Here is a 13,004-nt window from a genome sequence, read left to right as displayed (position 1 = left end):
CTCATCGGCTGCTCATTCGCGCGGGGGAGGGTGGCGACGTCGGGTTCCTTCCCTTCCCAGCGAAAGAGTGAGTGACGGTGAGTGACATGGCGGGTGTGGTCATCGAGGGGTTCGCGTACCGGCGGGTGACGGTCGCGGACGGGGTGGCGCTGAACGTGGCCACCGGCGGCTCGGGGCCGCCGATCGTGCTGCTGCACGGGTTCCCGCAGACGCATCTGATGTGGCGGCATGTCGCCGCCGATCTGGCGGCCGATCACACCGTCATCTGCCCCGATCTGCGCGGGTACGGGGACAGCGACAAGCCGGCCGGCGGCGACTACGCCAAGCGCGCCATGGCCGCCGATGTGGTCGCCCTGGCCGGGGCGCTGGGCCATGACCGCTTCGCGCTGGCGGGGCACGACCGTGGCGCGCTGGTCGCTTTCCGGGCCGGGCTCGATCACCCCGGCGCCATCACGCATCTGGCCTGTCTGGACGTGCTGCCGACCCTGGACATGTGGGAGGTCATGCACGGGGTGACGGCCGCGATCGGGTTCCATCTCTTCTTGATGGCCCAGCCGCCGGGGCTGCCGGAGCGGCTGATCGGCGCCGCCCCGGACGCGTTCTTCGGGCATTTCCTCGACAGCTGGGCGCATGATCCGGCGGCGATCCCGGACGAGGTACGGGGCGCGTACCTCAGTGCCTGCCGTGCCTCGGTGGACTCCATCGTGGCCGACTACCGGGCCTCCGCGGGCGCCGACATCGACCACGACCGGGCCGACCTGGCGGCGGGGAACCGGCTGCGGATGCCGGTGACCGTGCTCCAGCAGGACTGGGGTGCGGCGCTGGGCTTCGACGCGGCGGCGCTGTGGGGCGCCTGGGCGGCGGATCTGCGGCACGAGACGGTCGGCTTCGGGCACTTCATGGCGGAGGAGGCCCCGGCCGAGATCGCCGGGCGGCTGCGGGGGCTGCTCCTGCGCTAGGTGTTCTGCGCACAGAGGTCAGGAGCGGTTACCGCCGGGCCGTGCCGCCACGCCGGCAAGAGCGGGGCGGCACGGCAGACTCTCAGAAAGAGGCGACGGTCACGCTGTATGACGCGATGAGTCCGTCCTGCAGATGACCAGGTACCACCGGTTGTACGTGCAGGAGCAGGTCCTTGCCGCCGGCGGACCGGTAGACGAGGTCATCGGCGTTGGGCAGCCGCTCCAGCGTGATGTGCTGGTTGTAGGGCGGGAACGCCTCAATGGCCTTGTTGTACTCCTCCGGCAGGTACAGCTGCCCGGTGTACACCTCCCCGCCGTCGATGCGGACCTTGAGGTGGATGTGGATGCTGCGGGTGAAGTACCAGCCCGGATAGATGGTGTCGAAGCCGGCTGTTCCGTCGGTGTCCGTGTGCTGGGTGCCGCGCAGGAAGCGTGAGGCGTCGGTAGGCGGGACGTGGCCGGACTTGTTCATGGTCGGCAGCGTGTCCGGGTCGTGAGCGAGGTGCCCGGAGTAGTAGCCGAGCGCGTCGCAGTGCCATACGTCGGCCTCGGCGCCCTGGACCGGTGCACCCTGGTCGGCGTCGACCACGGTGATCCTCAGCTGGAGCGGAACACCGGGGCGGCCCTCGGCGATGTCCACCCGCTGCCGCCCCTCGCCGTCGGCGGACACGTAGTAGGGCCCCTCGGTCGTCTGCGGGGAGACGCCCGTGGCGGGTTCGCGGCCCGCATCGGCACCGGCCAGGACATCCGTGGCCGGTTGGCCGTGGGCCGCCAGGATGGCCTGCAACGCGGCGACCTGCGCGTCGGTGGTGATGACACCGTTGTTCTCCTCGGAGAGCATTGCTGTTCCTTTTCGGTTCGCGGCCCGCGTTCAGGGCGGGCCGGTGGTCATCGCGCAGGGGTCAGAGGGCGTGCGGGCCGAAGCGGCCCCAGGCGAGAACGGCGGCGAGGGCCAGCAGGACGACGTTGACGGTGATCATCCCGGGCTCCTTGCGGCGGCCGTGTGTGACGGCCGCGCCGAGCATCAGCACGCCAAGGCCCGTGGCCGCCAGTGGCACCAGGACCTCCGCGACGTTGACGAGTGGCGGCAGGATCAGGCCGATGGCGGCGAGGACCTCAAGGGCGCCGATGGCCTTGACCGGTGCGGCTGCGAAGTCTGCTGTCCAGCCGAGGCCGGAGGCGGCCAGTTGCTGCGGCGAGCGGCTCAGCTTCATCGCCCCGGACATCAGGAACACCACGGCCAACAGGCCCGCGACGATCCACAAGAAGACGTTCATCGTGTCTGGCCCCTCCATTCAGTAACTTCAAGCATGGAGCAACCGTATCGCACATTCACTTCAAGCTATGAGTAAATCGGCTCGCCTTTTGTTCCATGCTTGGAGTACATTGGCGGCATGGAAGACGCACCGGACACCTCCGAGCCGCGCTGGCTCGACCCTGATGAGCAGCAGCAGTGGTACGCGTTCGCCTACGTGCTGACCCAGCTCCCGGCCGCCCTTGAGGCACGGATGCAGCACGACGCGGGCATCGCCCACTTCGAGTACGTGGTGCTGTCCGCCCTGTCGATGGCACCGGAGCGCACCCTGCGGATGAGCGAACTCGCCCAGTACGCGGGCAGCACGCTCTCCCGGCTCTCCAACGTCGTCATCCGGTTGCAGAAGCGTGGCTGGGTGCGGCGCCGCCCCGACCCGTCCGACGGGCGTGCCACTCTGGCCACGCTCACCGACGACGGCATGGAGAAAGTCACCGTCGCCGCCCCCAGTCATGTCGACGCGGTGCGCCGCTTGGTCTTCGACCCACTGACCAAGGCGCAGCAGCGGCAGCTCGGCGCCGTCTCCCAGCGCATCCTCGGCGCGCTCGACGCGCCGTGCCCCACGGACTGGGCGCCGCCCGGCGCCACGCCGCGGGCGGACCGGGACTGAGTCCCGCCCACGTGCACCCCCGAACTTTCACCCGGCCCTCCGGTCGGGGTCCCGCCTCCACCGCAAGGAGCTTTGCCATGCCCACCATCGCCATCGTCGGTGCCGGTCCCGGCCTCGGTCTGTCCATCGCCAAGGTCTTCGGCGGCCACGGCTACGACGTCGCCCTGATCTCCCGCAGCAAAGACAAGCTCGACGCCCTGGTAGCCGAGCTCGCCGAAACCGGGGTCGCCGCGGAGGGCTTCGCCGCCGACGTCGCCGACCCGGCCCAGCTCGCCGGCGCGCTGCAGAGCGCGATGACCCGGTTCGGGAAGATCGACGTGCTGGAGTTCTCGCCGCACGCGGGCCTGACCATGACCGCGCCCAAGGACGTCACCCTCGACACCCTGCGCCCGCAGATCGGCAGTCTGCTGTACGGGGCCGTCGCCGCCGTACAGGCCGTGCTGCCCGGGATGCTCGAAGCCCGCTCCGGCACCGTGCTGTTCACCACCGGCGGCGGCGCCATCACCCCGTATCCGATGCTCGCTGACACCAACATCGCCCAGGCCGGACAGCGCAACTGGGCTCTCAACCTCCACAACACCCTTGCCGAGCACGGCATTTACGTGGCCAACGTCGCCATCAACCTCATGATCGGCGCCCAGGCCCCCGAGGGTGTTCCGCACCGTGCGCCCGACGAGATCGCCCTCGACTACTGGAACCTGCACACCAGCCGCGACCAGGCCGAGCACGTCATCGGCGCCTGAGACCGTCTCACCGACCACGGGCGGCGCCGGCCGGGTCCGGGGCCGCCCGCCCCCAATTGTTGCGGAGCACCATGAAGACCATCGTCATCGCCGGCGGCAACAGCGGCATCGGCCGCCAGGCCGCCGCCACCCTCCTCGCCGACGGCCACCGCCTCGTCATACTCGGCCGCGACCCGCGCAAGGGCGAAGCAGCTCTCGCCTCATTCGGCGCCGCCGCCAGCCGCGCGTCATTCATCGCAGCAGATCTGTCCACGCACGACGGCGTCCGCAACGCCGCGCGCCGCATCCTCGACAAACACGCGAACCTCAATGCCCTCATCCACACCACCGGCGTGCTCACCATGGCCGAGAGCCGCACCGCCGACGGGCTCCACCCGTTCTTCGCGATCAACTACCTCTCGCGCTACCACCTCACCCAACTCCTCCTGCCCGCGCTGCGCCGTGCCGAGCGCCCCCTCGCGCTGCTGATGACCGCCGCGGTCGCGCCGACCGAAGAGGCCGACTTCGCCCGCTTCCCCGAGTTCCCGGCCTTCAACTTCAACCGCGACCGCAAGCCGGTACAGCTCGGCAACCACCACTACGCCGCCCACCTCACCCACACCGAACCGGGCCTCGCGGCCGGGGTGATCAACGCGGGCGCCGTCAAGACCGACATCATGCGCTCCGCACCCTGGTACATGCGGGCCGGCGCCAAGGTCCTCGGCCCGATCATGTTCGACTCCGTCGAGACCGCCGCGCACAATGTCGTCGAAGCCACCCGGAGCGACACCTGGCAGTCCCCGCTCTACTGGGGCAGGCCCGGCCGCTTCGAGCAGCGCGCGCCGATCGCCCTGGACACCGCGACCACCCAGGCACTCATGGACACCTGCCGTGCCCTCACCGGAGCCTGACCACACCTCGCCCGGCCTCGGCCCGCCCACTCGCGGTCCTCACCAAGCCGGCCTGCTCGCGGGTCTCGTGTTCCATCGTCCGAGATCCGCCGAACCCCGCGTTCCTCCCGGCGGGACCGGAAAGCCGCGTGGTGCGCGACGGGCGGCCTCCACGACACGCGGCCGAACGCTTCCAGGTCCCACCCACCACCGCCAAGCGATGGGCCGGCCTGGCGCGGAACACTGCACGCCGCAGGGATTGCCCACAAACGCACCCGCCCCTACCGCCCCCAGGCCAAGGCAAGAGCGAGGCGAGGCGCCCCAGGCCCTTGAGCGCCTGGGGGGCGCCTCCGGTGCCAGGCATCGCGGGCCGGGCGGGATCCATCAGACGGTCCTAACCCCTGCCGCGCGCGCGGGCCCACAGATACAGGCCGAGCGCCGTCAGCAGCACGGTGAGGGCGGCGAAGGCGGCGCGGGTGGTGTTCCAGGTGGTCCAGCGGGGGGCGTAGTCGGCCCACAGCAGGGCCGCCTGCTCCGCCGAGGCGGGGGTGCCGACCGCCGCCAGGGCGTCGTTCAGGGGGACGTTGACGATCGCGGTGGGGGCGAACGCGCCGAGCACGTACGCCCCCGTCGCCGCGAACAGCGCCAGCGCCGCGCCCCGCTCCCCCATCGTCAGCAGCAGCACCCCGGTGAGGGCGGCCAGCAACGGGGCGCCCACGAAGGCGCCCAGGAAGAGCGGGTTGAGGATGCGTTCGTTGACGCTCTGCATCGCCGCCACCGACTGGGCCGGGTCGAGGGCGTTCAGGCCGGGCATGACCGCCACCGAGAAGGCGAAGAACACGCCGGCCACGCAGGCCGCCAGCACCAGGGTCGCGGCCAGCAGGGCCGCCGCCAGGATTGCCATGCCGGTCAGTCAACCGCGCGGAGCCGCGCCCCTCCATGGCCGAGGGTCGCGGCTCCATGTTCCGGCGTCCAGCCCGTTACCCGGCTACGGGGTCACCACGATCTTGCGGCCGATGCCCTTCGCGAACTGGTCCAGCGCCTGCGGGTACTGGTCCAGCGGCAGCCGGTCGCTGATGAAGACCTCCGGGTCCAGGACGCCGCTCGCGAACAGGTCGGCGGCCCGCTCGTAGCTGTGCAGTACCGCCATCGAGCCGGTGATGGTGATCTCCTGGTTGTAGATCTTGTACGGCTCGATGGTGACCTTGGTCGCGTAGTCCGCGACGCCGAACTGGAGGAAGGTGCCGGCCTTCGCCACCCGCCCCAGACCGTCCTGGATGGCGGCGGCGTTGCCGGTCGCGTCGATGACGATCTCCCAGCCCTGCGGCCGGTCCAGTTCGTCCGCCGAACCGGCCGCCGCGCTGACGCCCAGGGTGCGGGCGGTGGCCAGCCGGTCCGGGTTGATGTCGACGATGTCCACGCCGCTCGCCCCCGTCCGCTTGGCCAGCTCCAGCATCATCAGGCCCATGGTGCCCGAGCCGTAGATCAGCACCCGGGCGCCGAGCACCGAGTTCATCACGTCGTAGCCGCGCACCGCGCAGGACAGCGGCTCGATCAGCGCCGCGTCCTGGGTGCGGACGTGTTCGGGCAGCTTGACGCAGTTGGCGACCGGCGCCACCGCGTACTCGGCCGCGCCGCCCGGCACCGACACGCCGATGGCGCCCCAGCGCTCGCACATGTTGGCATGCCCGCTGCGGCAGGGGCGGCACTCGTAGCAGTACAGCGAGGGGTCCACCGCCACCCGGTCGCCGATGACGACCTCGGTGACGTCCTTGCCGGTGCCGACGACCTCGCCCGCGAACTCGTGCCCCGGCACGATCGGCAGCGTCGGGGCGAACTCGCCCTGGAGAATGTGCAGATCGGTGCCGCACAGCCCGCAGGCGGCGACCTTCACCACCACATCGCGCGGCCCCGGGGTGGGGTCGGGGATGGTGGTCAGGGAGACCTTGCCCACGGACTCGATCAGTGCGGCTTTCACTTGACTGCTCCTAGCGACAGGCCCTGGACCAGCTTGTCCTGGGCGGCGAAACCGGCGGCGAGCACCGGCAGGGAGATGGCGAGGGACGCGGCCGACACCTGGGCCAGGAACAGGCCCTGACTGGTGATGAAGCTGGTGAGGAACACCGGGGCGGTCTGGGCGGTGACGCCGGTGAGCACCCGGGCGAACAGCATCTCGTTCCAGCTGAAGATGAAGCAGATCAGCGAGGTGGCGGCGATACCGGGCAGCACCACGGGGCCCACCACGCGCAGCAGGATGGCCGGCAGTCGCGCGCCGTCGATCTGCGCCGCCTCGATGAGCGAGGGCGGCACCTCGGCGAGGAAGGACTGGAGCATCCACACCGCGATCGGCAGGTTCATCGAGGTGTAGAGCAGGACCAGCAGCCAGATGTTGTCCAGGAAGCCGATGTTCTTGGCGAACAGGAACAGCGGCAGCAGCCCGGCGATGGCCGGCAGCATCTTCGTGGACAGGAAGAAGAACATCGCGTCCCGCCACCCCTTCACGGGGCGGATCGACAGCGCGTACGCAGCCGGCAGCGCCAGCAGCAGCACCAGCAGCGTGGAGGCGACCGACGCGGTGAGCGAGTTGATCAGCGGCGGCCACGGGCTGGCGCCCTCCGAGCTGAAGAACTCCCGGTAGCTGTCGAGCGTCAGCGGCGCGGTCAGCGCCGGCGGGTTGCTGGCGGCGTCCGACTCCGAGTGGAAGGAGGTGAGCACCATCCAGGCCACCGGGAGGAAGAAGATCAGCCCGGCCAGCCAGGCCAGGAACGCCGGGATCGCCGACCGGACCCGCGAGGGGCGGCGTACGGTCGTGGCCGCCGGCTTCCGTACGGGCCCGCCGGTGGTCGGCGGGGTCGGTGCGGTTGTCGTCGTGCTCATGCTCGGCTTCCCTCCTCGCGGAAGAGCGAGGACACCACGCGCAGCGCGAACATGGCGATGATCAGCGAGCCGATGACCACCAGCACGCCGGCCGCCGAGGCCACCCCGTAGTCCTGCGCCTGGTAGAACTCCTCGTAGATCGCGTACGGCAGGTTCGCCGTGCCCAGGCCGCCCCGGGTGATGGTGAACACCGCGTCGAAGTTCTGGACGATGTAGATGGAGCCGAGCAGCGCCCCCAGCTCCAGATAGCGGCGCAGATGCGGCAGCGTCAGATAGCGGAAGAGCTGCCAGCCGCTCGCGCCGTCGAGGCGGGCCGCCTCGTACTGCTCCAGCGGGCGGCTCTGGAGGCCGGCCAGCAGGATCAGCGTCATGAACGGGGTCCACTGCCAGATCAGCGACACCGCCACCGCCGGCAGCGGCATCTCCGAGATCCAGTCGGGCTGCGGCGGGGTGAAGCCCAGCAGGTCGCCGAGCCAGGCCAGCGTGCCGTTGAGCAGCCCGTACTCCGGGTTGTACAGGACGTGCTTCCACATCAGGGCGGCGGCCACCGGCACCAGCAGGAACGGGGTGATCATCATGGTGCGCACCAGGCCCCGGCCGCGGAACTTGCGGTCCAGCAGCAGGGCGATGGCGAGCCCGAGCAGCAGGCTGATGAGCACCACGGAGGCGGTGAGCAGCACGGTGGTGGTGACCGATGAGCGCAGGGCGTCGTCGGACAGCACGGTGGAGAAGTTGCCGAGGCCGTTGAAGGAACGGTCGTCGGGGTAGAGGGCGTTCCAGTCGAACAGGGAGATCACCAGCGTGGCCACGAAGGGCAGCTGGGTGACCACGATCATGAAGATCAGGGCGGGCAGCAGCGGGGCGCGGGTGGCCCATGCCTTCGCCCGGGTGCTGGGCCCGGGCGAAGGCGCCACCGCCGCCTGCTGGGCGGTCGGTGCGTCGGTCATCGGTTGCGGTACTCCTCGGCGACCGCGTCGGCCAGGCTCTGGGACTTGGCGAGGGCGTCCTCGACGCTCTGCCGGCCGGCGATCGCGGCGCTGATCTCCTGGGAGACCTTGGTGCCCAGGTCGGCGAACTCGGGGATGGTGACGAACTGGACGCCGGGCACCGGGCGGGGCTGGACACCGGGGTTGACCGGGTCGGCCTCGGCGATGGCGTCGTGGGTCACCTGGTAGAACGCGGCGGCCTGCTCCTGGTAGTCGGCGTTCTCGTAGGTGGAGGCGCGCTTGCCGGCCGGGACGTCGGACCAGCCGACGGTCTCGCCGACGAGCTGCTCGTACTCCTTGCCGGATGCCCAGGAGATGAACTCCCAGGCGGTGTCGGATTTCTTGGAGGCCGCCTGGATGCCCCAGGCCCAGGTGTAGAGCCAGCCGGAGGAGGCGGTCTGCTCGACGGGGGCGGGCACATAGCCGATGTTGCCGGCCACCGGGGAGTCGTCGGCCTCCAGGGAGCCGGCGCCGGCGGTGGCGTCGTACCACATGGCGGTGTTGCCCTGGACCATGTTGTTCAGGCACTCGGCGTAGCCGGCCTGGGCGGCGCCGGCCTCGCCGTGGTTGCGGACGAGATCGACGTAGAACTGGGTGGCCTCGGTGAACTCGGGCGAGTCCAGCTGGGCCTGCCAGTCCTCGGTGAACCAGGTGCCGCCGAAGGTGTTGACGACGGTGGTGAGCGGGGCGATGACCTCGCCCCAGCCGGGCAGGCCGCGCAGGCAGATGCCCTTCATGGAGTCCTCGGCCTCGTCGACCTGGGCGGCGAGGTCGGCGACCTCGGTCCAGGTGGGGCGCTCGGGCATGGTCAGCCCGTGCTCCTCGAAGACGTCGGTGCGGTACATCAGGAAGGACGATTCGCCGTAGAAGGGCTGGGCGTAGAGCTTGCCGTCCTCGCCGGTGAGGGAGAGCTGGATGGGGGTGAGGATGTCCTGGACGTCGTAGTCGGTGTCGTCGCGCAGGTAGGGGTCCAGCTCGTGGAGCCAGCCGTTGCGGGCGTAGATGGACGTCTCGTAGTTGCTGATGGTGGCGACGTCGTACTGGCCGGCCTGGTTGGCGAAGTCCTGGCTGATCTTGTCGCGGACCTCGTTCTCCGGGAGAACGGTGAAGTTCACCGTGATTCCGGTGTCCTTGGTGAAGTGCTCGGCGGTGAGGCGTTGCAGCTGGGTCATCTGCGGGTTGTTGACCATCAGTACGTTGATGCTCTCGCCGCCGCCGGAGCCGGAGCCTCCCCCGGCTCCGGCGCAGGCGGCGAGGAGGGCGCCGGCCGTGGTGACGGCGGCTGCGGTACGGATGGCGCGTCGGCTCTGACTGCGGCGCATGGTCGGTACTCCTGGTGGTTCCGGGCGTGCGGCGTTGCACCGCCCGCTGGGGGGCGTGGGGCGAGAGAAAGGGGCTTGCTCAGACGCGGATGACCTGCGGGCCGAGGAGGGTGTAGCGGTGGGCCTCGGCGGTGGACAGGCTGGTGCTGGTGACGATCACATCCAGATCGGTGACGGACGCGAAGCGGCAGAAGCTGGCGGCACCGAACTTGGTGTGCACGCCGGCGAACACCCGCCGCCGGGAGGCGCGTACGGCCTGCTGTTTGACTTCGCTGACGGCCGGGTCGGGGGTGGTGAGGCCGTGTTCGCGGGAGATGCCGTTGGCGCCGATGAACGCCAGGTCGATGACGAAGCCGGACAGCATCCGGGTGGTCCAGTGGTCGACGGTGGCCAGGGTGCCGCCGCGCACCCGGCCGCCGAGCAGCAGGACATTGAAGCCGGGCACGGTGGCGAGGGTGCCGGCGATGGCCAGGGAGGCGGTGACGACGGTCAGGGTGCGGTCCCTGGGCAGGGATTCGGCGATGAGCTGGGGGGTGTAGCCCTCGTCGATGAAGATGGTCTCGGCCTCGCCGGTGAGTTCGGCGGCTGCTGCGGCGATGCGCCGTTTCTCGGGGACGTGCATGGTGGAGCGGAAGGCGAGGGTGGTCTCGAAGCCCGCGCTCTCCACGGGGTAGGCGCCGCCGTGGGTGCGGCGCAGCAGTCCGTGGGCCTCCAGGGCGCGCAGGTCGCGGCGTACGGTCTCCTTGGCGACGCCGAGTTCTTCGGCGAGGGCGCCCACTTCGACGGAGCCCGCGCGGCGTGCCGCGCCGACGATGGCGCGCTGGCGTTCCTCAGCGGTCATTGACGTCCACGCTCCTTACCCGCACAGCTGCTCTGCTGTTGCTGCCCGTTCGGGCCGCTTGGAGAGTTCTACCGTTGGGAACGGGGCGTGGAACAGACCAGGTGTTCGGGTTTTCGTGCCCGGTTGTGCCCGTTCGATCAGGGTGATGTCTGCTTCGGGCCGTGCGCGGACAGCGCTTTCCGTGCTCCGGGCGGACGCCCGCACGGGCGCGGGTGGTGCCCGTTTCGGGCCCGTACGGTCCGGCGGACCGTGCCCGTACGGTCGTTCAGGCGTGATCCGGGCGGGCCGCGGAGGGCTCTTGGGGTCGCTTCCCGGGCCGCTCGCGGGTCACTGCCCGGGGCGCATCCGGAAGTCGTAGTGGGCGGGCAGCGGCTCGTCGGTGAGGGCGGCCCAGGTGGTGTGCAGGGATTCCTCGCCCTCCCGCAGATCGGGGATCTCGAAGTTCTCGGCGAAGACGGCGCGGGCGGCGTCGCGGTGGCCGAGGGCGAGTTCGGCGCGGGCGGCCAGCAGCCGCAGCCGGCCCCGGGCGCGTACGGGGGCGGGCAGGCGTTCCAGCAGGGCGCGGGCGGCGTCCGGGCGGCCGGCGGTCAGCAGGGCGGTGACCGCTTCGGTGGCGAGGGCGGCCAGCGCGGGCTCGGGGATCGCGGATTCGGCGGCGGCGAGGGCTAGGGCGAGTTCGGCGGCGGTCAGGGCCCGTTCGGCGGCCCGGGTGGGGTGCCCGGCGCGGGCATCGGCGACGGCGAGGGCGCGCAGCGGCCAGGGGCTGGGGCCGGCCGCCAGGGAGCGTTCCCAGCTGCGGACGGCCTGCGCCAGGTCGCCGGCGTGCCACTGCGCGATGCCCAGGTGGTAGTCGGTCAGCGGCACGCCGGGGGCGGCGCATTCGAGCTTCTCGCGCCAGGCGCGGGAGACCAGGGTGGGCCCGGGCGGGGCGGCGGGCAGCGCGTGGCCGGGGAGCCGGCCGGTGTCCAGGAGCTCCAGCCAGGGGCGCTGTTCGGGGCCGAGCGCGGCGGGGTCGAAGGGGGTGCCGGGCAGTTCGTAGCCACCCCGGGCGACTTCGAGGGCGCCCCAGCCGCTGCCGGTGTGCAGCGGCTCGGCGGGGTCGAGGTCGGCGTGCGGGCGCCAGGCGGCGTAGGCGGCGTCGAGGGTGGCGGCGGGCAGCGCGGCGGCCAGCGCCTGCTCGGTGTGGGCGCGGGCGGCGGCCCAGTCGGCGCCGTGGGTGCGGGCGGGGTCGGCGGTGAGCGGGCCGTACGCCTCCAGCCAGCTGATGTCCTCGCCGGGCGGGAGCGGGAGGTGTTCGAGCTGGGTACGGGCGAGGCCGGCCTGGATCTCGGCGTAGCCGGTGGTGCCGGGCTCGGTGAGCCACCGTTGCCAGCGGCGCCCGCCGGGGCCGGTGCCCCACACGAACAGCTTGCGGCCCCGGAGGGCGGCGGTGGAGGTCTGGACGAGGCCGTGGCCGTCGTCGTCGAGGGCGGCGATCCATTTACGGGCCGGGGCGGGCACGTCGTAGAAGAAGTCGGCGGGGTGGTGGTCACCGTGGGCCGGGCGGGTGCGGTCGGGGCCGTCCGGGGCGCCGGGGACGGGGACGCGGCGCAGCCGGCGCTCGTAGCCGAAGTGCCAGGCTTCCTCGGCGGGGACCAGGACCCGGGTGCCGGGGTGTTCGGGGACGGCGGTGTTGGACCACCAGTAGATGGGCGTGCCGGTGTCCTGTGGGTTGCGGATGCGAACGGCGACGTAGAGGAAGTCGGAGTCGGCGGGCAGCCACAGGTCGACCTGGAAGGGGGTGTCGCGCAGCCGCTCCCACTCCCACAGCCGCAGCAGTTGCCCGCCGTCGGGGGCGGGGACGGCGGCGGCGTGCAGTGGGGCGCAGGACAAGGTGGTGTGGCCGGTGGCGCCGATGTTCCATTCGATGCCGCCGGAGAACCAGGCGCCGTTGAGGGCGAAGTTGGCCGGTTGCAGCACCGGGTTGGTGTAGAGGAGTTCGCGGCCGGTGGGCTTGTGGAACAGCGAGTGGATACGGCCGCCCCAGCCGGGCAGCACGGTGGCGCGCAGCCGGTCGTTCTCGATGACGAGGGTCGCGATCCCGGTGGTGGCCCGGGTGCGGCCGTACCCGTCGTGCAGCGGGGTGGGCAGCACGGAGGTGAGGGGCGCGTACGTGGCCTGCCGGGCGGCGTCGGGCGGCAGCGCGGCGAGTTCGGCGGGGGCGAGGCGGTGCGTCTCGTCCAGCGGGAACAGCGGCGGCAGCGGGTTGGGCGGGCCCAGCGGGGCGGCGGGGAGGGTGAGCGTGCCGCGGCGGATGGTGGTGGCGCTCCCGGTGCCGGGTCCGGTCCCGGGTCCGGTCCCGGGTCCGGTCCCGGGTCCGGTGCCGGGTCCGGCCGCGCTTCCGGTTCCTGTCCCTGTCATGGGTCCCCTCGCTCCCCTCACCCCCGGCCGGGCGACCGGCGCTGCGATGACCATGGAACACGGTCACCCAGTCGGGTGAAAGAGG

Annotated in this window: 13 protein-coding genes; 4 read left to right on the top strand and 9 right to left on the bottom strand. The window is 71.6% G+C overall.

What is annotated here, in order from left to right; all coding sequences use genetic code 11:
• Nucleotides 1–86 precede the first annotated feature (86 nt).
• On the top strand, nt 87–959 hold the full coding sequence (locus AC5WRL_RS13050) for an alpha/beta fold hydrolase (RefSeq protein WP_496088822.1): 873 nt from the start codon (nt 87–89) through the stop codon (nt 957–959).
• A gap of 82 nt (nt 960–1,041) precedes the next feature.
• On the opposite strand, the gene AC5WRL_RS13045 is transcribed toward AC5WRL_RS13050, so the two are convergent.
• Both AC5WRL_RS13045 and AC5WRL_RS13040 read right to left on the bottom strand, forming a co-directional pair.
• Nucleotides 1,042–1,800, bottom strand: coding sequence for a dioxygenase family protein (locus AC5WRL_RS13045; RefSeq protein WP_496088626.1), 759 nt, complete (start codon nt 1,798–1,800; stop codon nt 1,042–1,044).
• Nucleotides 1,801–1,861: 61 nt separating this feature from the next.
• Nucleotides 1,862–2,236: a DoxX family protein gene (locus AC5WRL_RS13040; RefSeq protein ID WP_496088625.1), complete on the bottom strand. Its 375-nt coding sequence runs from the start codon at nt 2,234–2,236 to the stop codon at nt 1,862–1,864.
• Between the two features lie 117 nt (nt 2,237–2,353).
• Here AC5WRL_RS13040 and AC5WRL_RS13035 point away from each other — a divergent pair, with 117 nt between their 5' ends.
• From AC5WRL_RS13035 to AC5WRL_RS13025, 3 genes are all read left to right on the top strand, one after another.
• A complete protein-coding gene (locus AC5WRL_RS13035) occupies nt 2,354–2,881 on the top strand; it encodes a MarR family winged helix-turn-helix transcriptional regulator (RefSeq protein ID WP_496088624.1) in 528 nt (175 codons plus the stop codon).
• Between the two features lie 77 nt (nt 2,882–2,958).
• Nucleotides 2,959–3,624, top strand: a complete 666-nt coding sequence (locus AC5WRL_RS13030; RefSeq protein WP_496088623.1) for an SDR family NAD(P)-dependent oxidoreductase — start codon at nt 2,959–2,961, stop codon at nt 3,622–3,624.
• A 71-nt stretch (nt 3,625–3,695) separates the two neighbouring features.
• Nucleotides 3,696–4,514: an SDR family NAD(P)-dependent oxidoreductase gene (locus AC5WRL_RS13025; RefSeq protein WP_496088622.1), complete on the top strand. Its 819-nt coding sequence runs from the start codon at nt 3,696–3,698 to the stop codon at nt 4,512–4,514.
• Nucleotides 4,515–4,887: 373 nt separating this feature from the next.
• On the opposite strand, the gene AC5WRL_RS13020 is transcribed toward AC5WRL_RS13025, so the two are convergent.
• The 7 genes from AC5WRL_RS13020 to AC5WRL_RS12990 all read right to left on the bottom strand — a co-directional run bounded on the left by AC5WRL_RS13020 (nt 4,888) and on the right by AC5WRL_RS12990 (nt 12,919).
• Nucleotides 4,888–5,397 carry an anthrone oxygenase family protein gene (locus AC5WRL_RS13020; protein ID WP_496088621.1) on the bottom strand — a complete coding sequence of 170 codons (510 nt, stop codon included), beginning with the start codon at nt 5,395–5,397 and terminating at the stop codon, nt 4,888–4,890.
• 84 nt (nt 5,398–5,481) lie between these two features.
• Nucleotides 5,482–6,471, bottom strand: a complete 990-nt coding sequence (locus tag AC5WRL_RS13015; RefSeq protein WP_496088620.1) for a zinc-dependent alcohol dehydrogenase family protein — start codon at nt 6,469–6,471, stop codon at nt 5,482–5,484.
• A complete protein-coding gene (locus AC5WRL_RS13010) occupies nt 6,468–7,370 on the bottom strand; it encodes a carbohydrate ABC transporter permease (protein ID WP_496088619.1) in 903 nt (300 codons plus the stop codon). Before AC5WRL_RS13010 ends, AC5WRL_RS13015 begins: the two co-directional genes overlap by 4 nt.
• On the bottom strand, nt 7,367–8,317 hold the full coding sequence (locus tag AC5WRL_RS13005; protein WP_496088618.1) for a carbohydrate ABC transporter permease: 951 nt from the start codon (nt 8,315–8,317) through the stop codon (nt 7,367–7,369). Before AC5WRL_RS13005 ends, AC5WRL_RS13010 begins: the two co-directional genes overlap by 4 nt.
• Entirely contained in the window at nt 8,314–9,678 is a 1,365-nt protein-coding gene (locus tag AC5WRL_RS13000) for an ABC transporter substrate-binding protein (protein WP_496088617.1), read from the bottom strand. Before AC5WRL_RS13000 ends, AC5WRL_RS13005 begins: the two co-directional genes overlap by 4 nt.
• Before the next feature lie 79 nt (nt 9,679–9,757).
• Nucleotides 9,758–10,519, bottom strand: a complete 762-nt coding sequence (locus tag AC5WRL_RS12995; RefSeq protein WP_496088616.1) for a DeoR/GlpR family DNA-binding transcription regulator — start codon at nt 10,517–10,519, stop codon at nt 9,758–9,760.
• 327 nt (nt 10,520–10,846) lie between these two features.
• Complete coding sequence (locus AC5WRL_RS12990; RefSeq protein ID WP_496088615.1) at nt 10,847–12,919, bottom strand: DUF5107 domain-containing protein; 2,073 nt, start codon at nt 12,917–12,919, stop codon at nt 10,847–10,849.
• Between the last annotated feature and the right edge of the window lie 85 nt (nt 12,920–13,004).

It is taken from the genome of Streptomyces sp. NTD107, assembly GCF_059510435.1.
Note: the sequence above shows the minus strand (reverse complement) of the source record. Positions and strands in the feature narration are given on the sequence as shown.